Below are 25,880 nucleotides of genomic sequence, written 5' to 3'. Positions count from 1 at the left end.
ATGCCTTTGGAAGCATCGATTCAATTAGAATACGGCACACAAGAAGAAACGACTTTGTCGTCCTTTAAAGACGAAACCGTTTCACGAAGTAATATAAGAGGATTATATACCGTGGAACATATAAATTTATAGAAAGACAGCCCCTGGGGGCTGTCTTTCTATAATATAAAGTCTTTGCCAATATAACATTTATCAACCCTTGAGATGAACAGTCAAGATACTTGTTTGTTTAGCCGTAGCTGGTCCTGTCTTCTCTTCAATCTTCTCGATCATTTCCTGACCTACTGGAATGATGATTGGAGTAATCAACGGGTAACCTGCTGCACGGATAGCTTCCATATCAAATTCCAGCAGAAGCTCACCTGCCTGCACCTTGTCTCCAATATTCTTAAAGGTGGTAAATCCGCTACCTTTAAGTGACACGGTATTAATTCCCACGTGGATGAGTACTTGCACACCGCTGGCATGCTCCAGAATAAGCGCATGTTTGCTCTTGATCACATGAGCTACTGTAGCATCAAAGGGTGCATATACTTTACCCTCAGAAGGTTCGATTGCAATGCCATCGCCCATTTGCTTCTCGGCAAAGGCGGGATCGGGAACTTGTTCCAATGGTACTGCAGTTCCACTGAGCGGAGAGATAAGCTCCAGAATATTCACGGAGTCCTGTGACTCTTGAACTATAGGGCGGCTGTGTAAATTGTCTGTCTCGCTCACAGTACTAGTAACCTTTGTAGCTGAGTTCTTTTCGGAACGCCCCACCACAGAACGGCCGTAGAGTACAGTGGCGACAAATGGCACAATGAGAACAATAAGCATGCCAATGAAGAAAACGCCCCACTGGTTCGGGAATATCGAAAGGAAGCCGGGAATCCCGCCTACGCCAATGGAAGAAGCGCGAACCTGATTAACGGTAAGAAGCATACCTGCAATCCCTGAGCCGATCATCCCGAAGATGAAAGGATAACGATAGCGGATATTCACTCCGAAGATCGCCGGCTCCGTCACGCCGAGGAATGCAGAGACGGAAGATGTAGCCGCTAAGCCTTTTGCCTTCTGTTCTCTGACTACGAACATCATTGCCAGTGCCGCTGCACCTTGTGCAATATTGGATAACGCTAACATCGGCCAGAGGAAAGTGCTGCCCTCGCTGCCGATGAGCTGCACATCAACCGCCAAGAAGGTATGATGCATACCAGTGATGACCAGAAGCGCATAGAATCCGCCGTAAATCAAGCCACCAAGAAGTGCAAAATGATCAAATACAAAGATCAGGCCGGAGGTGATGGCATTGGCAATGCCAAACGTAACCGGTCCGATAATGGTGAAGGCCAGAAAACCTGTAATCAGTAAAGTCACTGGCGCAACAACCAGCAGTTTAATGGAATCATGCACCCGGCGGTTGAGGAACTTCTCCAGCCTTGCCAGAATATAGGCCGAAACCAGCACTGGCAATACTTGTCCCTGATAACCGATCTTCTCCAAATGCCAGCCGAACAAATTCCAGGTTGGAACAGTTCCCTCAGTGGAAGCACTTGCATAGTTATAGGCACTTAATAGATCCGGGTGCACTAGAATGAGACCCAAAACGATCCCGAGCAGAGGACTGCCACCGAACCGTGTAACAGCTGCCCAACCGATAAGTGCTGGTAAAAAGGTAAAGGCTGTGCTGGCAATCGTATTAATAATCGCAGCAATGTCTTTCCATGCGGGATAGACATCCACCAGCGACTGATTATCAAAGAAGATACCAGGTCCGGTCAAAATATTATTGATCCCTAGCAGCAAACCTGCGGTTACGATAGCCGGTAGAATAGGAATAAATATATCAGCCAGCGTCTTGATCGCACGCTGCAGCGGATTCTGTTTTCGGGCAGCCGCGGATTTCACTTCATCTTTGGAAGAACGAGAACCGCCTGTGATCTGAATCATTTCATCGTATACTTTATCTACAGTTCCCGGTCCGATAACGATCTGAAACTGCCCTTGGCTAGAAAATTGTCCCTTTACTAGTTCGTTGCGGTCCAAGGCTTTCGAATCCACCTTGCTCTCATCATACAGCGAGAATCTCAGCCGGGTTACACAATGTGTCGCAACCTCTATATTCTCCTTGCCCCCAATTGCCCGTACAATATCCTCAACATTTTTGCGGTCTATAGCCATATTTTCACTCCTTACATAATTGATTTGTGCTCCTTCTCAAGTACACCTCGTTAGCGGATTAACCACATGTAGGAAGCATAAGGACTAAGCTGAAGCTCTTGTGTTAAAGCAGGTGTATCTGTTGTGTTCCCAATCAGGAGCTCGTCCTTGCCCCTCGATGACAATTCGGACCAGTGACTGTCTTCAAAGCGGAAGGTAATGTGTTTACTGCTGAAGTTTGAGACCACGACAAGCGCTTCCCCATCTCCTGTTCTAGCGTAAGCGAATACTTCAGGGTGTGCTTCATCGAGTCTCTTGAATACACCGTCTATAAATATCCCATACTCTTTGCGCAACGCAATTAGCTTGCGGTAATGATGGAAGATGGATTTGGGATTGGCTAGCTCCTTCTGCACATTGATGTCCGGATACCGTTCATCAACTTTCAGCCATGGAGTACCGGTGGTGAATCCGGCATTTCGGCTGTCATCCCACTGCATTGGCGTTCGGGAATTATCCCGTGAACGTTCCTGAAGAATACTCAAGGCAACCTCAGGGCTTTTCCCTTGTTCGCACAATATGCGGAACATATTCAGTGACTCGATATCACGGAACTCATCGATACTATTCCATACCGGATTTGGCATACCGATTTCTTCCCCCTGATAGACATAAGGTGTCCCTTGAAGTCCATGCAGCGTTGTCGCGAGCAGCTTGGCGCTCTCCACCCGGTAGACCTTATCATCAGTGAATCGGGAGAGGGCACGCGGTTGATCGTGATTGTTAAAAAATAATGCGTTCCAGCCCCGGCCTTTCTGCATTTCAGTCTGCCACTGCGTGAACAACCGTTTCATCGCCTCAAAATCATAGGGCATTAGCTCCCACTTCTGTCCATTCGGATAATCGACTTTTAAATGATGAAAATTGAACGTCATGGAAAATTCCCGTTCTTCAGGGTTCGAGTACCTGATGCAATGCTCCAGTGTAGTTGAGGACATCTCTCCTACAGTCACCATCTCATACGGACCAAATACCTCTTCATACATCGCTTTGATGTATTCATGAACACGTGGACCGTCAGTATAGAACTTTCGTCCATCCCCCGGCGGAACACTTCCGTCATCATTAGGGAAGCCCTGATCCTTGGAAATTAAGTTAATTACGTCCATGCGGAAGCCGTCGACACCCTTTTTAGCCCAGAATAGCATCATATCATTCACTGCTCTACGGACCTTCTCGTTCTCCCAATTCAGATCCGCTTGGGTTTTATCGAAGAGAGTTAGATAATATTGTCCCGAAGCTTCATCGAACTGCCAGGCAGGGCCTCCGAACTTCGACTGCCAGTTGTTGGGTAAGCCTCCGTCCGGAGCTGGGTCCTTCCAGATATAGTAATCACGGTAGGAATTGTTCCTGCTTGAAATGGATTGTTTGAACCACTCATGTTCTGTTGAAGTATGGTTAACCACGATATCGATCATTAGCTTCATTCCGCGTCTGTGCAATTCCTGTACTAACTCGTCGAAATCCTCCATCGTTCCAAAATCCGAGTTAATATTTTCATAATCCGCAACATCGTAACCGTTATCATGTTGCGGCGAAACATAAACCGGCTGTAACCAGACAATATCAATTCCAAGGGTCTGTAAATAATCTAACTTTTCAATAAGTCCTTTAATATCTCCTGTTCCGTTGCCTGTAGTGTCCTTAAAGCTCTTTGGGTACACCTGATACACCGTGGACAGGCGCCACCATTCTGAATTCTGGGACTGACTCAAGTTGAACACCTCCAAAATGAATTACTTTATGTCAAATATTAAACCTGTATATACAAGTCCAAACACATCCACAGTTTAAACCTGTATATACAGGTTGTCAATACTAATAATTATCTAAGCCCTAGCAAAAGAAGTGACAAGAACATTTATACCGATACTCTTAACTACGATTCATTGGAAAAGGGTATTGCCTGATGGTTTGTCTTTTATTAACCTATTTGATAATCAATTATTCTTTTTCATTTATTTCCCGTCTAAATACTTGTTCAAAATCACAACAAAAAAAGCCGCTTTCTTAGCGACTTTCTGTATACGTAGATGTCCAGTTAAAAAGACGAACAGGATACCTTTTTACGAAATATAAGTTAGGTATCCTGCTTCATAACAAATTTAGTTTTATTTAAGTTCCTGGAGGAGGCTCTGTCCAAATTGTGGCAGGGCTACACCAAAATTATCCGCAATGGTTGCTCCAATATCCGAAAATGTCTTACATACAGGAAGCTCACATTGTTGATTGAAACGCTTACTGTAGATGAGTAAAGGCACATATTCGCGGGTATGATCTGTACCAGTATGAACGGGATCATTGCCATGATCTGCCGTAATCATAAGAAGATCATCTTCACTCAGCTCCGCGAGAACTTCCGTCAATCGTTCGTCAAATTCTTCTAGTGCTTTCCCGTACCCGATCGGATCTCTACGATGACCATAAAGAGCATCAAAATCAACAAGATTCAAGAAACTAAGTCCTGTGAAATCACTATGAATGGTCTCCATGAGTTTATCCATGCCATCCATGTTAGACACTGTGCGCAAAGACTTGGTGACACCTTCTCCATCATATATATCTGAGATTTTGCCAATCGCTAGTACATCTAACCCAGCATCCTTGAGCTCATTCATCACGGTTCTTCCATAAGGCTTCAAGGCATAATCATGGCGGTTCGATGTTCTTTTGAAATTTCCGGGCTGTCCGAGGAACGGTCTTGCGATCACTCTACCTAACATGTAGTCCTCGCGTAAAGTAATCTCTCTGGCAATCTCACAGATTTGATACAGTTCTTCCAAAGGAATAACCTCTTCATGAGCGGCAATTTGAATCACTGAGTCTGCTGATGTATAGACAATGAGTGCACCGGTGTCCATATGCTCTTGTCCAAGCTCATCGAGAATAGCAGTACCGCTAGCGGGTTTATTCCCAATTACCTTTCTTCCCGTTCTTTCTTCTAATTCATTAATTAATTCATATGGAAATCCTTCAGGAAACACTTTAAAAGGCACCTCAATTCGCAAACCCATGATTTCCCAATGGCCTGTCATCGTATCCTTTCCATTTGAAGCCTCTCGCATTTTTGAGCAATAAGCTAAAGGCTGATCTACCTTGGGAACTCCGGTTATTTGGTCAATATGACTTAACCCTAACTTGGATAACACAGGAACATGTAGTCCATTCATTTGTTCCGCAATATGCCGTAATGTATGTGATCCTGTATCCCCAAACTTTTCAGCATCTGGAGCTTCACCAATACCTACAGAATCCATAACGATGACGAAAACACGCTTAAACCGGGGTGTTTGTTTCATGTTAATACTCCTTGATTCAACTAGAATATGATACCGATAATCAAAGCAGATAAAACGCTTACAAGTGTGGCACCGAATAACAGCTTTAATCCAAATCGAGCTACGATATTCCCTTGTTTTTCATTCAATCCCTTCACGGCACCCACAATGGTACCAATGGACCCGAAGTTAGCAAATGAGATTAGAAAAACGGAGACAATGGCTGTAGTACGTCCACTTAAACCGTCTTGGATCTTAACAAAGTCAAGCATAGCAACGAATTCATTCGCAACAAGCTTTGTCGCCATAATACTGCCTGCATCAACTGCTTCATGCCATGGCACACCGATAAGAAAGGCGATTGGTGCAAAGACATACCCTAAAATTCCTTGAAACGAAATACCGAATACTCCGCTGAAGACCCCGTTAATTAGAGCAATGATTCCCACAAAACCAACCAACATTACTCCAACTACTATGGCTACCTTGAAGCCATCCATAATATATTCGCCCAGCATTTCAAAAAACGTTTGTTTTTCCGCTACCTGAACTTCAACAATATCTTCTTCAGGTGTAACTTCATATGGATTAATGATGGATGAAATGATAAATCCACCGAAAAGGTTTAATATTAATGCAGCTACTACATATCGAGGTTCTAGCATCGTCATATATGAACCAACGATTGACATGGATACCGTCGACATTGCGGACGCACATAATGTATACAAGCGATGTTTTGGCAATAATCCCAGTTGGTTTTTCACCGAAATAAACACTTCATTTTGTCCTACAATTGCAGCTGCAACTGCATTATAGGATTCCAATTTGCCCATGCCATTTATTTTACTCAGTACCAAACCAATATACTTTATAATGAATGGCAATATTTTATAATGTTGCAAAATCCCTATTAATGCTGACATAAAAACAATTGGCATCAAAACATAAAGGAAAAATGTATGCGCCCCTTCATTTGCAATCCCGCCAAATACAAAGTCAATACCTTCATTGGCGTAGCCAAGTAATTTTGCAAAACTATCAGCAAAGCCTTTAATTAAGAATTCGCCTATGCTCGTTTTTAGGATAATTAATCCCAAACCTATCTGAATAGCGATCATTACAATGATTGGACGATATTTAATCTTTTTCTTATTGTTACTTCCAAGCCATGCCAGTAATAGAACAATAACTAAACCGGCAACAGAAATTAGATAGTGCATTTTTAACCCTCCAAATTATCGGTTGATTTTCTTGGAATCCTCATTTCGAAATGTATCTTTCCACATTAACCCTTGTTCCAAAATAATCGCCAATAGACTTCCGCAGATTAATCCATTATTTAAAATGGCTATCACGATCGGAGATAAATGGGCTGTAGCTGATGAAGGGATAAACATTAAACCCACACCCACTAAAAGGGAAACTCCACTAACGATAAAAGTTCGTTCTTCATGAATGACCTTCTTCAATTCCTTTAGCGCTAGTCCGACCATTTTCACAAAAATGACGAAGGTAACGGAATAGCCTATAGGAGCTGGAATTGCTGATATAACATTCATCATTGGCGGAAATAAGGATATTGAGATCACTAAGCAGCATCCAATTAAAAATGATCTGCGCTCCTTCATCCCTGTTTGTTCAACATATCCCGCCGCTCCCGAGATAGGGACAGAACCGACCGCTCCTAAACCGCCACTAATAAGATGTGTAATTCCAGAAGTAAACCCGGCGCGCAAATAACGACGATGATCCACTTGCTTTTGTTTCATAACGGTCTCCATCAAACGGATGGACGCAACTGCATTGGTTATTAATAACAGCGTTAATAAAAAGGCAGTAGTGATGGTCCCGGCATCGAATTGAGGTCTGCCAAATGGGAATATTTTCGGTAGCTTAAACAAAGTATCCGCATGAGAAAACACCGGTATAATACCGCAGATAATAAATAATAGGCAGCCTATCAATATACTGAAAATTATTGAAAACTGGCTGAGTACTACAAAGCGACTTTTTCCTAACCAAAAGGTAATGCAAACCACAATCACACTCAGGATGAATACTTTAACATCTAACGTGGTGTGGGCTATGGTAATCCCCATCATCCCTTTCATAAAAGATCCACTTAATTGAAAGATCAATAAAAGTAAATAAATAAAAGTGATGGTTGGAGTAAATAGACGAGCGATTTTATCCATTAGCTTAAATGCCGAAATTAGGATAAATAACACACCGCTAATGATCATTGCCCCACTTAAAGCTTGTAAAGCACCATTGTTAGAAGAATAAAGTCCCCCTACTAAACTTGCGTAAATCGTAAAAATGCTCCACCATAACCCTGCCGGACCTTCGTGAATAGGGAATTTATGCCCCATCAGGCCTTGTAAAAATCCAGCTATCCCTAAAGTAATCATTGTGCTCTGGATAAGTCCAGAAGTCTCTATGGGTGTTAAGTTATATAAATCTGCGATAGCAATGGGTGCAGCAATTGCACCAGCGATCATAAAAATCATCCACTGCAATCCTGACAGTATTCCCTTCATTTCTTTCTCACTCTCTTCTCTAACAACACTGCTCTTATTAATTAATCAGCCATCAATGACTGTATTAAGAGCTATTTCGACCATTTCATAAAAGGATTGTTCACTTTCTTTATGAGTCAGGTGTTCCTGTCTTAACAATTGACTGCCGACTGTCAAAATCGATAACGCTTTTACACCATATTTTGCCGCTAAAGTGTATAGGGCTGTGCTTTCCATTTCTACCGCTAAAACCCCGAAATCCATAAACTTGTGAAGTCGATCTAAGCTCTCACGATAGAATTCGTCAGAATTATAGATGTTACCAACAAAGACATTTGCATTTTTAGCTTGTGCTTGTTGATATGCTTTTATTAACAATGAGAAATCTGCCGTAGGTGCGAAATTACAGCCATGGAAGATCTTCTCCGTCATATTACTGTCTGAAGACACCGCTTGGGCTAATATAATATCTCGGATATTGATGTTTTCCTGCATCGCGCCGCATGTACCAATGCGAATCAATTTCTTAACTTCATAATCGACGATCAATTCTGTAGCATAGATACTCATCGATGGATTTCCCATTCCTGTCCCCTGAACCGACACCGGTATACCCTTGTATAATCCAGTGTATCCATACATCCCTCTTACTTCGTTATAACAATTAGCCTCCTCTAAAAAGTGTTCTGCTACAAATTTTGCACGTAAAGGATCTCCTGGGAGCAAAACGCGCTCTGCTATTTCTCCCTTATTTGCACCTAAATGCCTACTCATAGTTCTTCCTCCAACTTTTAATTGTAAACTGAGGTTTACCGAAATCGCTTTCCACATACCGTCAAGTAAAATCAGTTTCGAAACTAGATTGAGCATAAGGTTTTTTAACATTACAAACTAGACCAAAAACTTACGGAGCTTACGGAAAATAATTGGTCAAATTATAAAAGTAGTTCTTTACGAATATTGTCCAAATCTCTTTTTGATGGGATCGTAGAAATAATAACAACCGGCACTGTCTTTAGTGCCACCGGGATATTACTAATGACAAGATCAATATTATTTTGCTGCATGATCTCGTCGGTTAGCCCTTTCATTATGGAAGTATTTAGGATTAACTGATCCCCTATCTCCTTCTTTATCAAATCCGCTATGTAATGACGAATCGAGAATTCTTCCCCGATCACTAAGAAAGCCCTTTTACTTTTGTAACGTAAACTCGAACGAACTATTAAGGTTAGCTTTGTTAAATGAAAATGATTAAACAGAATGGAAGGGTAAGTTTTATTCCACGTTTGCATACAGGTTTGCAATTCTTGATATATCTGCTGGCACTCCTGCTCTACATAAGTTGTTAAATGACTTTTTGAAATCATCATCCATTCCGGAATTGCATTTTCGATTAATAGCTTGTCAAAGAACCCGTAAATCTCCAATATAAATCGTTCTTGCATATCTAAGTTCGGGTATACCTTTGCCAATAACATTAGAAGCAGATTACCCATTTGATATTCTTCTTTATCCTTATGTAATTCGACTTCTTTAATCGGAGTGATCTCTGACCCTTCATAATAATGATATTGGCTGAGACTAACCATGGATTGCATAAAGAATATTTCACTCTTTGGAAATTCGATGGACAGCTTTTTTTCAAGACGCTCTGCTATGGCTCTCACTGGTATATAAAACATTCCCTTTTCCCAGGGGTATGCATTTTCGTCGATGGTTACACAATTTCCTTTAGCAGCTCTTTCTATTACAATGGCCAACAAAAAGGACAATTTCCTTTTGGAATTGATAAAATATACAATGTTATTCTCATTCTCTATATTTGTGATCAACTGATTTATATAAGCAAAATCGACATTCGCAAAGGGCCATCCAGTGAACTCGTATGCATCACAATATAACTTCCAATAAAAATATCGGATATTCATTTCATTCCCTTTGATCACAGGTGTAGAGTAACTAATGCGTAACTTATACGCTTTTAGATCATTATTATTTAATTCCACAATTAACTTTTTTAAAGAAGACGTACTCATAAACAGAGCTTCAGCGAGCTCCTCCACGGAAAGTCGACCCATATTCGTAAACAATAAATCCATCAGCCGATAAAAAATGGTTTGTCTGAACATAGAAGACATCACTTCACTAATCGTACTTCGCCCATCACGTCGAAGAACGATTCCCTTTCCTCTAGAAACTTCAATGGTCACTGTTGGTGGTAGCTGCTTGCTGATTTCCTCCACCATCTTACGTATGGTCTTATCTGAGATGCCTAAACTTTTTTCAACTTCGGCTAAGGTAAACCATCTTTGTTCCGTATCAAGCAGCGTTAATAGTTGGTTGGCTAAATTAAATCCCTTATCCATTTTTCTCCACCCTAGTTCAATTTCATTTTAATTTTTATAGTATAAACAAATTCACATCATAACCATATTATTTTTCAATAAAAAAACTCGGGTTACATTTACCCGAGTTTCACATTTATTCACATCTGTGCTTTTTCTTCTATAGGACTGATTGCTTTAAGCTGCATCGTTATTACGGCTGCAATAACGGCTTTGATGATGTCACCCGGCAGAAAGGCTAGCGCTCCGGTAAGTCCGGCCCATATCGACGTATTTGTTATCAATGCCATGATGGGGGCACCAATCAGGCTCACTAGCAATACACCAAAAATCACGTTGATCGCTATCAGCTTCCAAGTTCTGACCTTCGGCCAGATTTTTTCAGAATACCAGCCTATAAGGCCGGCCGCGATCGGAAAGCTAAGTATGTATCCTGCAGAAGGTCCAACGAGCACCGCGATTCCGCCACGACCTCCGGTCAATACAGGCAGCCCAATGGCTACTAGAATGATGAAAATGATTAGGCTGAGAGCTCCCATCCGTTTCCCCAGAAAACATCCAGCCAACATGACGCCAAGCGTCTGGGCAGTAATCGGAACAGGGATGAAACCAAGGGGGATGGGTGGAATCATGCCCAGCACCGCGATAAGTGCTGCGAATAATGCAGCATAAATAAGTTCTTTTGTCTTCAAAAAAATTGACCTCCATTGGATAAAAATAAGTTTATTCTGGTTAGTAAATACGTCCAGTAAGCTGAATTATAATGGAGATAGCTTCGATTGTAAACCAAAATGTTATTAAAGGTTTACAATGGAGTGAAATACCGCGCTTGAGTTTTTCCTATTGTTATATAGAATTAGAGTATTCAGTCGCAATCGTTGAATGATAAATTACTCAATGGATTTTGGTCGGAGAGTTATACTTTTGGAGGTTTAAGTTCATGACAGTAAAAGAACATATTCTTGCCTTGCTTGATAGTAATAAAGGTGAATTTTTTTCCGGTGAGGAAATAGCCGTTCAGTTATCCGTGACGCGCAGCGCGGTCTGGAAAGCCATAAAATCGCTACAGACAGACGGTTATTCCATACAAGCTGTAACCAATAAAGGCTATTCCATGTCCCCTCAAACGGATATCTTGTCTGCCAGTGCAATTTCAAAGTACCTGGATACACAGGGGCAAAAGTTACGTGTTGAGGTCTTTAAGACATTGTCTTCAACGAACGAAGCCTTAAAAAACCTTGCCTCAAGTGGAGAAGCTGAGGGGAAGGTGATCCTATCGGAAGAACAGACAGCAGGTCGCGGGAGAATGGGCCGTAAATTCTTTTCTCCACCGGGAACAGGGATCTATATGAGTATCCTGCTGCGTCCCAAGCTATCAGCAACGGATTCCGCTCTGCTGACTACTTGTGCCGCTGTTGCTGTTGCCCTTTCCATCGAGAGTATATCAGGTAAAGAAGCACAGATTAAATGGGTGAATGACGTTTTCATGGAAGGTAAAAAGGTATGCGGGATCCTTACCGAAGCATCCGTGTCACTGGAAAACGGTTGGCTTGATTATGCTGTTCTGGGCATTGGTATCAATGTAGCGCTACCTTCTGATGGCTTTCCTAATGATCTTACCGAGATTGCAACAACTGTAACTTCTGAAAATAAACCTAATGGTGATCTCCGTAACCGACTGGTAGCAGAAGTACTAAACAATTTTATGGGATTCTATGAGCATTTAACGGAAAGATTGTTTCTTTCCGAATATAGAAAACGGTTAATTTCACTTGGCAAACCCGTAACAGTGATTAAGAATAATGAACAACGTAAAGCAATAGCAATGGATATCGATAACGATTGCCATATGAAAGTCAGATATGAGAATGGTGACGAGGAATATCTTTCAAGTGGAGAAGTCAGCATTAAGATTTAACTGTAGCTTCAAACGCGGCTAAGTGCTGACTCTTAACTGGCTACATCATCGTGCGTGTTTTTGCGGAGATTGTAAGCCTACTACACCAAAAAAACCTTGCTGAATCAAGGTTTTTTTTAATGAACGTAAAATATCAACTTAAGGCTCAGAATTCTACTGTACTAAAGTATCTAAATCCGGCTGCAATTTGTTCCGCAAAATATACAGCATGATGGCACCAACAAGAAATGCTACGGCATCCGAAATGACGAGCGACCAGACCACTCCATGGAAACCGTTCATTCGATTAGCGATATACAACACTGGAATCAGAGTAATACCTTGAATAACTGACATAATAAATGCGGCGGTTCCTTGCGCTGTTGCTTGGAAAATCCCCGTAAACAACGCGGTCGTTCCTGAAATGAACAGGGATAAAAACGTCACATGAAGAATGTAGCTACCCATTTCAATTAATTGAGGGTCATTCGTGAATAAGCTAATTAAGTGATCGGAAATCAGATAGACAATGACGCCGAATACGGCGGCTAACACCACAGTTGCTTTGATTGTGAATGTAATGGTATGCTTCATGCGTAATTTATTTGCTGTAAAAGAGAAGGCAATTAGCGGCACGACTCCCTCGCATAAACCCATCAGAATAACCTCAGGAAATTGCAATAAACGTGATGAAATCCCGAATGCTGCTATAGCCTGCTCCCCATATTCGACCAGAAAACGATTAAAGATGAGCGACATTGCACCCATAAAGATACTCATAACGAAGACGGGAACTCCGATTTTGAATACATTGCTGAGAATTTCTTTGTTAGCTTTGAACCATTTTACGGAGATGGTCAAGAATTGGCTCTTATATCCCATATGGAAGGCGTAGAATGCACTTGCAACCAAGTTAGAAATGACCGTAGCAGACGCAACGCCGATCACGTCCCAATGGAAGACGAAGATGACTAGAGCATCGAGAATAATATTCACAACAACACTGAGAAGCATACCGATCATCGATGTGATTGCTGAACCTTCCGAGCGCACGATATTCTCCAGCGTGAAGAATAATACGACAAACGGTGAACCAATAAGCATTATCGTGACATAGTCTTTCGTGAAACCGAAGGAGTCAGGCGTCGCTCCCAAGCCATGAACGATTGGATCGATCAACAGGATACCGCTAGCCATTAAAATAATTCCGAGAACTAAACTGCTGTAAAAGGCGAATGAAGATATATGCTTTACATCATCATATTTTTTCTCTCCGAGCAAACGGGAGATAAATGCACTGCTGCCAATGCCAATCAAGTTACCTAGCGCCATAATGGCTGCGAATAACGGTAAAGTTAGTGCGAGTGCGGTTAACATCGCAGTATTGCCCAGTGTACCAAGGAAATAGGCATTCAAGATGGAGTATATGACACTCATCGACATGCCCAGCATCATCGGTACTGCGAAGTGAGCTACGGCTTTTGCGACAGGTGCTTTTTCAAAGTAATGAAGGTTTTCTGCGTCCATATCGGTCACCACTATCTTTCTTTATTTTATTTTTAAAATTACTTAGAATTCTAACTATTAATCCAATATAAACCGTGACACGGCAACAAACAAACCCGTACCATAACGACGAGTTTACAGGTTTGGTTTGCCGGATTAGACTGATCTTAATTTCTTTAAAAGAATGTCATTGCGCTGCCTTTGACGTTCCTCTTTCTCTTAAGGAAAGGCAGCGCAATAGCTACTGTTTGTTTAAAAGAATCTGTTTACTTATCGTCCGGGTCCTGTGACTTGTCTGGTGACGAATTCGTTCCATCTTTGGATGGCCAACCGAATCCGCGCATGTCACCATGTCCTTCCTTGCCAAATCCAGGGAATCTTCCGTTAAAGCGTTCGTCTCTAGAATTTCCCCACATTCTATGCATTTGTCCGCGCATGGCCATTAGTTTTTCAAATTCCTCTGTTCCCATACGCTCCTTTGCGGCCTCCATCCACATAGCCATTACATCGCGTTCTCCGTCCGTTCCAAGTTCTTCTTCTAACGCCGTGATGACGCGGGTTAAGTAATCTCCGAAAGCAACCTGTTCTTCTGGTGATAGGCGAGAAAATATATTAACGCTGTCTAACTCTTGTCCCTCTTCCTCTTGTCCTTTTTGGGTTAAGTAAATCAACATGATGCGCTTGTCTGTTTCTGATGGCTTACGGGTGATATATTCGGCTTTCTCCAATTTTGCAAGTAATTCATTGAGAGATGATACACGGATGTCCAGCATATAGGATAAATCTTTTGTGCTGATACCGTCTTTCATACGAAGAAACGCTAGTATCCTGCCTTGCCCGCGGGATGTGTCGGCCATAGGGCCAACAGCAGCGTGTGTTTTTAAGTGTTGGCGTTGTAGCAGCCATTGCAGTTTCGCAAGTTTTTCGTATAATTCAGTATTCATGTCCATATTGGATCCTCCTTAAAGTTTTTATGGTACCTGTTAATCTTTGTGACGGTACCTGTTGGTTTTTATTATAACGGTACCTGTTAGATATGTCAAAATGTTTTTTACAGGTACCGTTAGTATGTAGTTACGCTAATACTGGGGCACCTTGGTTAAAACTTGTAAACAAAATACAAAACCCGCGCGGGCGCGGGTTCTTATAAGATCATGTTCTGATCAGTTTTCTTTTTTTATATCTTCAAGCAAACCTTCAAACCATTGAACATTTACTAAATGATGAGATAGTGAATTCTCTAACATTTTTTTAAAATTAGAACTGATATTTTCATCGTTCTCAATAGAAAGCTGCAGTAAAGAAATCTTATTTTTAGTTTGTTCAATTTGTAATTCAATTAATTTAGATAGTTCTTCTTTCTTATATTCATCTGAAAATAGCATAGCTACATAAAAAGATAGATTTATATAGTCTGTCTTAGACCCATATTTGAACATCAACTTTTCAAACTCTTTTTCCCCTAATTCAGTGATGTTATAATTATGCGTTTCTCTGGTGTTATCTCTTTGATCAACTTTTATAATATACTTTTTCTCTACTAATTGCCCAAGATTATAATAAAAGGACCCCTTGGTGAAATTCACTATATATTTATAGTGTTTTTCTTCCATTAAGGATAACAATTCATAACCGTGAGCCCCTGGATTTTGTTTTAATAATCCTAAAATTAGTAATATTATCAAATAAACACCTCCGTCAAAATACTATTAGGTTTAATCATTGTTGATTTCTATGAACTGGGCTTGAAATTCATCAAATGATATTTTTCCTAATGCAAAATCCATACTCAATATATATATTTTTTCCGCTTTAGTGTGTATTCTTGCATTATGGAGACTTAACAATTCATGTTCATTCATTAACGGCTCAAGTACATGTTGCTTATTAATAAAGGCTTCAAAATATCGTAACCCGAATTTTCTTTGAGATATTGCATCGATATGAATCCCATCCGGATTAGAAGTTAAACCTGAAGCTGTAACAAAGTAACAATTATCTTGTTCAAAAGCGAATTTTTGTAATTCTTGATTCATTAACGCATATTCCGTGCAATGTTTCCCAAATCCTTCTTTGCCTAAAAAATCCCCTAAACCACCAATGATAAATGGAATATTTGGAGCCTCTAACTCTTTTCTTAGCGCCGTAACAATCTGAAGTAATTTCTGATAATAGACTTTATAGTTGCCGTTACTACTATCACTTTCTCCTTGATGCCATAAAATCCCCGATAATTCACTATTCTTCATTGCAAATTTAGTTTCTTGTAATGCATGTTTAAAAAGTGCCCCATTTACTGCCCATTCATCAATGGTGCTCCCGCCCTCAGCGCAAGGAATTAAGCCAATAATGTCTTCTTCATTTTCACGACACCATGCATCCGCAAATGATCCAGCAAGACTTATTCCTGATACAGGACGGTCATAATTAATAGGTTCAGCCATCATTTGCCATCTACCATTACGCAACATTTGTATTCTTTCGTTATAGATAGGGGGTACTTCATGTATAAATCCTCGTCCAGCCATATTTGACTGACCAATCATTAAAAATGATTTGACCATTATTCTCATCCTCTCTTCAATAGTCTAATTAGACTGTCTATATTATTAGTCTAATTAGACTATTTGTCAACAAATACGCTTTTTTAACCTAAACTCAAAATTTATTATTGAATACTGTTAATGGGAACTCTTTTTGTAAGATAAGATTTTCTATGATTTGTTTGGATAAATCAAAAAAGCCGCCGACAAGGCGACTACGTATGTCATGTGTTTTTTTGGCTTAATGCTGTAATTCCTTATTATCCATAGATATCTTTTTGATCTCATTACTTTCAAGGATTGGACTAGGATAACCAGCACTTACTACTTGTATCATTGCTTGCCCTAATTGTTCCGAAGTAACGACACCCTTCAGCTTTCTAAGTATGGGGTAAAAAGGTCTTAGCACATCGTATAAAAGTTGATACATTTTTGTCTTGGATCGGACGCCGTTAGAAGGAAGAATGATTCCTGGTCGGAACATATACGCTGCCTTAAACGGAAGCTGTAACAGATCATTTCCCGTCTTTCCTTTCACTCTCGCCCACATGGACCTACCTCTTTCAGAACTATCTGTCCCACTTCCCGACACATATAAAAAGGTCATCTGGGGATTTAGTCTAGCTAATGTTCCCGCAACGGATAGCGTAATGTCATACGTTATTCGTCGATATTGATCTTCCTTCATACCCTGAGATGCTCTGGATGTTTACGACCTATTGTAACTATTTCTCGCACTCTGTCATCTAATATACACTCCTGCAGTGCACTTAGACCTACCATTCCCGTAGCGCCAAATATAATGACCTTCAATCTATCGTTCACTCCAATCTTATTTATCTGATTTACTATAGGTTAAGTTTATTATACTCGACATCAACTGAATAAAAAAAACAAGCCTATTTGGCTTGTCTGCAAAGTAGAAGGTTATATCATTTTTAGCTCATTGGATACGTAAATTGATAATTTCCAGATCCAATGATTAATTTTTGGCCTTTTGGCATTTGTTCCACACTAGACAGACCTATAACTTGTTCTATTGGGATCCCAGACTCCAAAATATTCTCCTGCTTCATCGTTGGAATCATAACCTCAGCTGTTGTATTAGATGGTATCAATACTTGCATTTCTACTGAAGCTTCATTCTGTTTTTTCCAATTTAACTTGATCGTTCCATGGACAGATTCAAGCGAAGCATCAACCCACGATAAATGTTCCCCGATTTGCGGTTGGATCCGTATTTTTTTGTAGCCTGGTTCCAATAGTTCGATACCACCGGCAGTGCGATAGAGCCAATCTCCTATAGCGCCGTAAGCATAATGGTTATAGGAGTTCATATCATCGCTCCAGAACGAACCGTCCTGTTTTATTCCATCCCAATGTTCCCAAATGGTTGTGGCCCCTTGAATTACGGAATATAACCAGGAAGGATACTCTTTTTGCAGTACCAATTGGTAGGCTAAATCCATGTAACCAAATCTAGAGAGGACTAGACACAGATACGGAGTTCCCACAAAACCGGTCGTCAAGTGTACTCCATTTTCTTCGATGTGGTCTGCTAGCATCTTGGCTGTACGATGACGATCCTTTTCCTCCAATAAGTCAAACATAAGGGCGAGTGTATACGCAGTTTGTGTCGGTGATGCCACCCGCCCATTTGGCGTTACAAACTCTTGACGGAATGCCAGAACAATCTTCTCATGCAATGCTTCATATTTTAAGGCATCTTCGGGTTTTCCAATGACAGTCGCTGTCTTAGCTAGCAATTCCGTTGAATAAGCATAGAACGCGGTAGCGATCAACTCTTTTGGAGTTGCTCCGACGTAGCTGTTTTCTTTGGCATCTAGACCTAACCAATCTCCGAAGTGAAAACCTGTATTCCATAGATATTCGTCTTCACCTTGCACCCGAATATACTCGACCCAAGCTTTCATACTTGGATATTGCGTTTTCAGCACACGAATGTCCCCATAACATTGATAAAGCGTCCAAGGACAAATCACCGCGGCGTCTCCCCAAGCAGCAGAGCCGTATCCTGCCGCTGGTACATCTGGAATGACGTGTGGAACTCTTCCGTCCTCTTCTTGATCCGCGGCCAAATCCTTTAGCCACTTTTCAAAGAACGGAACGACATTCATGTTGAAGGCAGCTGTGCGAATAAAAACTTGAGCATCCCCCGTCCATCCCAATCTTTCGTCTCGTTGAGGGCAATCTGTAGGGATATCTAGAAAATTCCCCTTTTGTCCCCATAAGATGTTGTGCTGAAGTTGATTTAAGAGTTCATCTGAGCAGTTGAACTTGCCCGTTTGCTCTAAGTCCGTATGGATGACGCAGCCGATGAATTGTTCCAATAATTGATCTTGCGGTATACCAGTCACTTTTACATAACGGAATCCTTGGAAGGATAAATACGGCTCAAATGTTTCTTCCTCTCCGCCTCGGCATACATAAGTAACAGTCTGTTTTGCCGATCGTAAATTACTGATGTAGAAGTTCCCCTCGCGGTCCAAGACCTCAGCATGTTCTAAAGTAACTATGGTTCCTGCTTCAGCATGAACCATAAACCTTACCCATCCAACCATATTTTGTCCCATATCCAGCACGTGTTCGCCTTTAGGTGTAGTAATGACAGCGATAGGCTTGATGGTTTCTATAACCCTAGTCGGTTCGTTTTCCTGAGCAACCAATGTAGCTTCTGGACGGTCCTTGAGAATAGTCTTTTGCCACTTTAAATCCTCAAAACCGGGAGAAGACCATCCTTCTTTCTCGAGCCTCGCATCATATGTTTCGCCATGATATAATTCCGACATCAAGAGTGGACCTGTCGAAGTACGCCATTTCTCATCCGATACAATGATATGTTCAGAACCATCGGATAATGTGACGTGTAGCTGGATTAGCACAGCACGAGCATTACCGAAGATGTCTTTCTTTCCTTCCCAAGCTAGATACCCTTTATACCATCCGTTTCCCAGAATACAACCAAGCGCGTTGCCACCAGCAGCAATCAATGACGTCACGTCATAGGTCTGATATTGAAGCCTGTTGTTATAACTGGTCCAACCGGGATTAAATAGTGTGTTATCTGCTGGAATACCATTAATATAAAGGCGGTACAATCCAAGCGAGGTTGCATACACACGTGCTGATACGACATTGTCAGGGATTGAAAATTCCGTACGAATATAATCGCAAGGCTCCGCTCCGTTCTCTTGGTTACTCAGGGGTGCTGCTATCCATTTTGCCTGCCACTCTTTGACCGACAACAAGGCTGTTTCCCAGTATGCAGGTTCACTCCATTCCGAAACCTTTCCTTGATCGTTCCAAGCTCGAACCCTATAGTAATACCGAGTGCGTGACTGTAAGTCGGGACCTGCATACTCAATATGAACATTGCTATCTGATTCTACCTTTTCAGAATCCCAGATGAGTTCTGAAACAAATTTAGGATCATTCGCGACCTGAACTTGGTAGGCAGATTGGATAAAGCCCCTTACTTCTGTGCTGATCCACCAACTAAGCCGCGGATGTAAATCATCAATCCCCAATGGATTTTTTCTATAATTCACCTTAAGATTTGTGACCTCAAAATTGGACATTTGTAACTACCTCCTATAATCATTCGGTAACCTACCAGAACAGTTAAGAATAGAATTGTCGCTCATGTATCCAGCAGAGCTAATTCTATTGTACGAGGTCGCTTAACATAGAATTGGGGGTATTTCTGACATTTTTATAGGTGGATCTGGACATTCATTCATAATTTTCATACGATGAGACTAGCCTTAGGTAATTTGAAAGGGGCCAAGATATGAGTATCAGACGCAGTACCTTTGTCATGTCCGGAGATAGCTTTTTTGAACCTGGTGTGCCAATTTATGTGAACAGGGCTTACGAAACGTTCGAATTGAATGCGCATTCCCATGAGTTTATCGAGATTACTTATATCAGTGAAGGCGCAGGGGTTCACTACATTGAGGATGAGGCCGTTCCTGTCGAGCACGGTACGTTATTTTTTATACCTATCGGACGCAGTCACGTATTTCGCCCTAAGACACCTATAAAAGACCGTCCGCTTATTGTTTACAACTGTTTGTTTCCGATAGAGTATTTATCTGAGCTTCAGGTTACTTTTCCTCACGCTAAAGATATTTGCGAATCCTTCACAGACATGCAATTGCTATGGTTCTCTATGAAAGATATCAATGGTGCATACCATATAATGTTCCGTGAACTGTTTCGTGAATTCTCGGCAAAACCACCTGGATATTTAGCTGTCCTTGATGCTCTTGTCGTGCAAATATTAACGGGCTTGTTTAGACATCGGTTACAGCTTAATACACCAACAGGGGAGAAGCCACAATGGATTGCAGTTGATGAAGCCATTGCATATATAAATTATAATTATGCCAGCGGGCTTAAACTTAGCGATCTTGCTAGCAAAGCGAACCTTAGTGAACGGCAATTCAGCCGACTTTTTCAGCATCAAACGGGAATGAGTTTTACAGATTACATGCAGAGTATTCGTATGGATGCTGCCTGCCGTATGCTTTCTGGAGGTCATAGAGGTGTAAGCGAAATTGCCGCAGCAGTCGGATATGCTGACCTGAAGTTTTTTCACCAAATATTTAAAAAAAAGATCGGAATGACTCCCCGTCAATATAGTAATTCGCTACGAGTTGAGCAATAGCTACTAAACATCCAAGTAATGATTAATGGCATAGAGATGGATTATGTTGCCCTAATGAGCGAAAAGCGTCCCCCTTTCACGGAGATCGCTTTTCGATATCATTCATAGTTATTCTAGATACCTATACCACTACCGGAAACTTGATCGAAGCATCAAACTCTCCGCCGTTCTGAAACTCCAAGCGTTCCCCATTCGGCAATATCAGTACAACAGGTATATTCTCCGGTCCAAATCCCGTAATGCGGAATATATTATCTTTCTTCAGAGTCCATTCGACTTCAACTATGCCGTGTTTTGTGGCCACCTTGCCATTCGCCCAATCCAACTTTAACAACTTGGGCTCAATAATGATGGTTGAATACCCAGGAGCCCCTGGCCTTACACCAAGAATCTCACCTAGAAATTCTGAGATCGGCAATGCACTCCAAGCGTGGCAATCACTGCGTGGATTATTATCGTCTGGCACCTCTGGTAAGGTCGTAAGATGCAGATCCAGAAAAGCTCTCCAGCGGTCAATCACTACAGAAGCTTTGTCATACAATTTATGATGAGATAATATCCGGAATAGTTCATATGAAGCAGGCATAGACAATTGCGTCATTTGTTCGGCTGGGTATTCGATTGTACGTTCCAGCAGTTGGACAGCTTCCTCTCCTGTAACTGCACCGCATACAATCCCCCAGATTTGTGTATGTTGGCTAAAATCATCAACCTCTGGTCCATCTGCGAAAAGCCCACGGTCTGTACGCCAACAGTGACGTAGCAAGGCATCATTTATGGCGTTTGCTTCTTCTTTGGCTTCGCGCGCCGCATCCGCCCAACTCAATGCCAGATATAGTTCAGAAGCAGTATTAAGGGCAGCTGCGAACATTTGACTGAGCAATGTAAGAGGACCTTGATTATGTGCCGGAGGGGTTCCTATCTGCCATTCTTTGCACCAATCGAAGAAAGGCCAGTACGCACGCGGCGTCGGAGCAACAAGTCCTTCAGGTGTCAGTAAACGTCTAAACCAATCAAGAACTCCAGTCATTGTAGGCAAATAACGCCGAATTAAGTTTCGCTCACCAAAGTATTGATAATGTTCGTTAAGCATATGAATCCAATATAAGGAAAAGGACGGAATCACTTGCCGATATTCAGCTGGATAGCGGCTCTGTAATATGCCTGAAGGCAGTGCAGAACTGTGAAAGTCAAACAACGAACGGCGGGCTAATCGGTCATCGGCACTAAGCGCATAGGTGAATAACATCTGAAGTCGGGTGTCCATCGAATATTGCATTTGCTCATAATATGGACAGTCCTCATACGTTTCGTGCATACATCTTTTGAGCGTATTTAAAGACAATTTCCAGAGTTGTTCGAAATCCGGATCTGAACAAGCAAAGGATGCTTTAATATCCAGTGGGTAGCCCACATCTCTGTAAGAAAGCCGAACAATTTCGAGCGGTTCATTCTTCGCAGTTGCTTCAAGTCTGATATATCGGAAAGTACGGAATTCAAAAGGTTCATACCGCTCCGCAACGTATTCATCGCCTACTCCAGCCACCGCGTAGTAATCACTCTCTCCGATTAAGATACCGTTCTTAGCATTATCCCTTTTTCCCTTCACTCTATGATGGAGATTAGATGAGGCTTCCTCATATGACTCTGAATATTGAACCCTGATCTGGCTGTCACGGCCGCCCTGCATTTCCAATGTAAGATAGCCTGTAGCTAATTCTCCAGCATCAATCTCCAGCCAGATAGAACAGCCAGGTTCTACACGCAGAGAGTCCGAATCCTTCTCATTAAGAAATGAAGTGTATTTCGGTATAGCTGAGACATTATCAGCATTTGTGACGCCACGGAAGAACATCAACGTCTCGTTTAATAAAGGAATCGGGCGTGGTGACAATTGCCAAGGTGTTAATTGACCATATTCATCGTCTGTTCTAGAAACTATTGTTGCATCTCTCCATCCCTCACCAATGAAATCGGGCATTTCCCAACCGTGGTCCAATCCCTTTCCATCGATATCTTCAAACCCGCCAAGGTGAAAGATAATCGGGCTAGGGACAAGCTTAAATCCAGTCATCATTTTACAATGCCAACTCTCATTGGTATGAAGAGCTTGTGAAGACCCTTTTCGCTCAATAAGTTCACCCTCAAGCAGCATTGCACCTCCAACAGCGCGGTAAGTCGAAATGGGACCGCTTTCACCAAGTACAAAGGGACCGGCTGCAGCATAGTGAAGTACTTTAACTGCTAGCACGTTCTTTCCAGTAATAAGACGCTCGCTCAGATCAACTGTTTCGTAATAATGGCTGAACTGGTCACCTTTGCAGGGTCCAACAGAGACGGATTCACCGTTAAGAAATAATCGGTACCGGCTATCCGCCGTGATATCAACAACGAGTTTTGCTCCCTCTGAATCAGAAACGTTAAATTCGCGGCGAAAATACACCAATTCATGTGTTCCCGGATTTGACGTCCACGGATATCCTTTAGACCAAATCCAATTTGCCTTCCACATTCTGTTCTCTTCCATAGTACCTCCTACTAATCCGATTTATTGTAAGGTCAGCAAATGATATGCACCACGAAATTCCGATCTTGTCACTAATATAAAGCTGTACTATCTCTCCTCCAAATAAAGAACCAGTATTTGTAATATCAATGAAATGAACCCCTAAAGTTGCTGTGACTCCTCTTGTTTAATTTAGATCCATTACGATTATTTCCATATACAATAACAAAAGCTGCCAAGCAATCGCATGGCAGCTTTTGTTATATTGTATAAGATGTTCAAGCAGCGTATCTTACTTATCACCGGCAAGTGTAAGCCACTTGCGATTGTGATGCTCCTGAACTTCAACGGGGGTATCAAAGAAATCGCTCAACACATCCGACTGCAGGCAGTTTTCCGTCTCATCCCCTTTGTAGATTTCGCCGTTCTTAACTAATAACGTATGTGTGAAGCAGGGTGTTATCTCTTCGATATGATGCGTTACATACAGCAAAGTTGGTCCGCCGGGTTGCTTCGTAATCTTCTCGATCATTTGCAACAGCTGTTCTCGGGCAAAAATATCAAGCCCTGTGCATGGCTCATCAAGGATCAATAGATCTGGATTGGCCATAAGTGCGCGGGCAATGAGGACTTTCTGTCGCTGACCTTGCGATAAGGTATCGTATGTACGAGCGGCTAAGGAAGAGCAGTCTAGAAACTCCATCAATTCTTCGGCTTGCTTTTGATCCTCTTCATTGGTCTTATCATATAAACCGATAGTTGCAAATTTCCCGCTGAGGACGATGGTCAGGGCAGTCTGATGTCCGTATAACTTCTGCTGCAGGGAGGTGCTGACCCAACCGATTCGTTTGCGCAGCTCCCTAAGATCAACATCACCGAAGCGGTGGTCTAGCACTTCGACTTGCCCAGTCGTCGGCCATATATAGCCGTTCACTACGTTCAGCATCGTCGTCTTGCCTGAACCGTTTAGTCCGACGATACACCAATGTTGCCCTTGTTTCACTTCCCAATTCATATCGCGTAAGATCATGGTTGTATCGCGCTGCCACGATACATTTTTAAGAGATATAATCATGCCCCAATTTCCCCTCCTTATGAATGTCTGTATTGAACTTAAAGCTCAGAAAGAGTTCCATTTAGAATACTCAGAGTGCATTGTACCGCTTGATCTGGATCCCCATTTTTAATAGATTCATAAACTTGTTCATGGTAATCGGATTGAGGATCATGAGAACTATAATTACGGTTTAATTTACTCATTGCATCTGACAAAATAAACGTAAAGGTTCTATATAAATCAATGATCACAGCGTTTTTGCTTGCCATCGCTACAGCCATGTGGAATTCTATATCCGATTTGGCATACAGTTCACGATCATTCTTCTGTAGAGCCATATTTCTAGTATCCAAATGGTTCCGCATGTTGGATAAGTCAGTGTCATCATGTCGTAGAGCTGCTAATTTTGCGATTTCTAATTCAATCATTTTTCGAGCTTCGAAGACTTCTATCAATTCTGCACGAAGTAAACGATGGGTGAGTGGTTCTTGAATAAGAGGACTGGATTTTAAGTAAGTTCCAAAACCCTGCTTTTTCTCCAATAGTCCAGAATGAACTAACACACGGACTGCTTCTCTTATCGTTGATCGCCCTACATTAAATAATTGCATCAATTCAGGTTCTGGAGGTAATTTGTCTCCTGGTAAGATAGTTCCTGTTGAAATCTTATGTTGGATTTGGTTAACAACATCGTCCACTAACTTAGTGGATTGAACGGGGCGGAACGATCCCTTCTCAAACATCTGATCATCTCCTCTTTCTGCAGAATATCATGATATTCTTTACTTAACAAGTAAGATTTTGAAGTTTTTAACGCCCAATCTGGGAATAAAAAAGCAGCTAATCATTTGGATTAGCTGCTGACGTAACTTATTTAACTATAGCTTTATTGCATGGCTCACTATTATTTATTGTCCTTTTTCCATTACAGCAAAGTAGTTGTTTTCACTGTCAGCGAAATTAAATACTCTTCCACCGGGAATTTCTACAATATCTCCTACCGTAACATTTTTGTTCTTCAACTCTTGATTCAATTGATCAAAATGATCCGAAAAGAACATTAAAGAAGGTGTTCCTAGATTCATTTCAGGATTCATTTGGGCAACCAACTCTTTATTATGAAGAACAATGCTAGTACCTGCACCTTTCGGAGCAAGCTCGATAAATCTCATTGGGCCATTTGTTTCGTCCAAAATCACCTCAAACCCTAGCTTCTCTGTCCAGAAATCTTTGGATTCTTCTTGATTATTTACATATAACATTACTTGACCCATTTTATTAATCATAATTTATACTCTCCTTAGTTGAAGAATTTATGAGGTTGTCCATAT

Annotated in this window: 19 protein-coding genes and 1 pseudogene; 2 read left to right on the top strand and 18 right to left on the bottom strand. The window is 41.5% G+C overall.

Translation table 11 applies throughout. From position 1 onward, the window contains the following. Nucleotides 1-192: 192 nt before the first annotated feature. The 8 genes from treP to ACN6MV_RS15445 all read right to left on the bottom strand — a co-directional run bounded on the left by treP (nucleotide 193) and on the right by ACN6MV_RS15445 (nucleotide 11,042). On the bottom strand, nucleotides 193-2,163 hold the full coding sequence (treP, locus tag ACN6MV_RS15480) for a PTS system trehalose-specific EIIBC component (RefSeq protein WP_419884313.1): 1,971 nt from the start codon (nucleotides 2,161-2,163) through the stop codon (nucleotides 193-195). Between the two features lie 50 nt (nucleotides 2,164-2,213). Then, the gene (gene treC / locus ACN6MV_RS15475; RefSeq protein ID WP_419884312.1) at nucleotides 2,214-3,917 is read right to left on the bottom strand and encodes an alpha,alpha-phosphotrehalase; all 1,704 of its coding nucleotides are present in this window, start codon (nucleotides 3,915-3,917) and stop codon (nucleotides 2,214-2,216) included. A gap of 396 nt (nucleotides 3,918-4,313) precedes the next feature. Next, entirely contained in the window at nucleotides 4,314-5,501 is a 1,188-nt protein-coding gene (gene deoB, locus ACN6MV_RS15470; RefSeq protein ID WP_419884311.1) for a phosphopentomutase, read from the bottom strand. Between the two features lie 20 nt (nucleotides 5,502-5,521). Then, nucleotides 5,522-6,703, bottom strand: a complete 1,182-nt coding sequence (locus tag ACN6MV_RS15465; RefSeq protein ID WP_375102987.1) for a NupC/NupG family nucleoside CNT transporter — start codon at nucleotides 6,701-6,703, stop codon at nucleotides 5,522-5,524. A gap of 15 nt (nucleotides 6,704-6,718) precedes the next feature. After that, on the bottom strand, nucleotides 6,719-8,023 hold the full coding sequence (locus tag ACN6MV_RS15460; protein WP_042127863.1) for a purine/pyrimidine permease: 1,305 nt from the start codon (nucleotides 8,021-8,023) through the stop codon (nucleotides 6,719-6,721). Between the two features lie 45 nt (nucleotides 8,024-8,068). Continuing rightward, the gene (gene deoD, locus ACN6MV_RS15455) at nucleotides 8,069-8,776 is read right to left on the bottom strand and encodes a purine-nucleoside phosphorylase (RefSeq protein ID WP_042127861.1); all 708 of its coding nucleotides are present in this window, start codon (nucleotides 8,774-8,776) and stop codon (nucleotides 8,069-8,071) included. Nucleotides 8,777-8,937: 161 nt separating this feature from the next. Continuing rightward, nucleotides 8,938-10,371 (bottom strand): helix-turn-helix domain-containing protein, encoded by a 1,434-nt coding sequence (locus ACN6MV_RS15450; RefSeq protein WP_419884310.1) that lies wholly within the window; start codon nucleotides 10,369-10,371, stop codon nucleotides 8,938-8,940. 119 nt (nucleotides 10,372-10,490) lie between these two features. Further along, on the bottom strand, nucleotides 10,491-11,042 hold the full coding sequence (locus tag ACN6MV_RS15445) for a biotin transporter BioY (RefSeq protein WP_375102984.1): 552 nt from the start codon (nucleotides 11,040-11,042) through the stop codon (nucleotides 10,491-10,493). Between the two features lie 248 nt (nucleotides 11,043-11,290). Here ACN6MV_RS15445 and ACN6MV_RS15440 point away from each other — a divergent pair, with 248 nt between their 5' ends. Continuing rightward, nucleotides 11,291-12,268, top strand: coding sequence for a biotin--[acetyl-CoA-carboxylase] ligase (locus ACN6MV_RS15440; RefSeq protein ID WP_042127855.1), 978 nt, complete (start codon nucleotides 11,291-11,293; stop codon nucleotides 12,266-12,268). Nucleotides 12,269-12,421: 153 nt separating this feature from the next. Here ACN6MV_RS15440 and ACN6MV_RS15435 read toward each other — a convergent pair whose 3' ends face one another. From ACN6MV_RS15435 to ACN6MV_RS15410, 6 genes and pseudogenes are all read right to left on the bottom strand, one after another. Further along, a complete protein-coding gene (locus ACN6MV_RS15435) occupies nucleotides 12,422-13,774 on the bottom strand; it encodes an MATE family efflux transporter (RefSeq protein ID WP_419884309.1) in 1,353 nt (450 codons plus the stop codon). 245 nt (nucleotides 13,775-14,019) lie between these two features. Beyond that, on the bottom strand, nucleotides 14,020-14,703 hold the full coding sequence (locus ACN6MV_RS15430) for a MarR family winged helix-turn-helix transcriptional regulator (protein ID WP_419884308.1): 684 nt from the start codon (nucleotides 14,701-14,703) through the stop codon (nucleotides 14,020-14,022). 213 nt (nucleotides 14,704-14,916) lie between these two features. Next, complete coding sequence (locus tag ACN6MV_RS15425; protein WP_375102981.1) at nucleotides 14,917-15,438, bottom strand: PadR family transcriptional regulator; 522 nt, start codon at nucleotides 15,436-15,438, stop codon at nucleotides 14,917-14,919. A gap of 30 nt (nucleotides 15,439-15,468) precedes the next feature. Next, on the bottom strand, nucleotides 15,469-16,317 hold the full coding sequence (locus ACN6MV_RS15420) for a sialate O-acetylesterase (RefSeq protein ID WP_419884307.1): 849 nt from the start codon (nucleotides 16,315-16,317) through the stop codon (nucleotides 15,469-15,471). Between the two features lie 220 nt (nucleotides 16,318-16,537). After that, nucleotides 16,538-17,109: pseudogene (locus ACN6MV_RS15415) on the bottom strand (epimerase). Between the two features lie 125 nt (nucleotides 17,110-17,234). Further along, the gene (locus tag ACN6MV_RS15410) at nucleotides 17,235-19,895 is read right to left on the bottom strand and encodes a family 78 glycoside hydrolase catalytic domain (RefSeq protein WP_419884306.1); all 2,661 of its coding nucleotides are present in this window, start codon (nucleotides 19,893-19,895) and stop codon (nucleotides 17,235-17,237) included. A gap of 212 nt (nucleotides 19,896-20,107) precedes the next feature. Between ACN6MV_RS15410 and ACN6MV_RS15405 the strand changes: the two genes are divergently transcribed. Next, nucleotides 20,108-20,986 (top strand): helix-turn-helix domain-containing protein, encoded by an 879-nt coding sequence (locus ACN6MV_RS15405; protein WP_419884305.1) that lies wholly within the window; start codon nucleotides 20,108-20,110, stop codon nucleotides 20,984-20,986. Nucleotides 20,987-21,107: 121 nt separating this feature from the next. Here the strand turns inward: ACN6MV_RS15405 and ACN6MV_RS15400 are convergent, their stop codons facing one another. From ACN6MV_RS15400 to ACN6MV_RS15385, 4 genes are all read right to left on the bottom strand, one after another. Next, complete coding sequence (locus ACN6MV_RS15400; protein ID WP_419884304.1) at nucleotides 21,108-23,513, bottom strand: alpha-L-rhamnosidase C-terminal domain-containing protein; 2,406 nt, start codon at nucleotides 23,511-23,513, stop codon at nucleotides 21,108-21,110. Nucleotides 23,514-23,784: 271 nt separating this feature from the next. Beyond that, nucleotides 23,785-24,567 carry an ABC transporter ATP-binding protein gene (locus ACN6MV_RS15395; RefSeq protein ID WP_419884303.1) on the bottom strand — a complete coding sequence of 261 codons (783 nt, stop codon included), beginning with the start codon at nucleotides 24,565-24,567 and terminating at the stop codon, nucleotides 23,785-23,787. A 38-nt stretch (nucleotides 24,568-24,605) separates the two neighbouring features. Next, complete coding sequence (locus ACN6MV_RS15390) at nucleotides 24,606-25,292, bottom strand: FadR/GntR family transcriptional regulator (RefSeq protein ID WP_419884302.1); 687 nt, start codon at nucleotides 25,290-25,292, stop codon at nucleotides 24,606-24,608. Nucleotides 25,293-25,457: 165 nt separating this feature from the next. Then, entirely contained in the window at nucleotides 25,458-25,835 is a 378-nt protein-coding gene (locus tag ACN6MV_RS15385; RefSeq protein WP_042127841.1) for a VOC family protein, read from the bottom strand. Nucleotides 25,836-25,880 lie beyond the last annotated feature (45 nt).

Source organism: Paenibacillus sp. B-A-8, assembly GCF_048572915.1.
Lineage (GTDB): Bacteria > Bacillota > Bacilli > Paenibacillales > Paenibacillaceae > Paenibacillus_AQ.
This window is presented reverse-complemented; position numbering and strand designations above follow the sequence as displayed.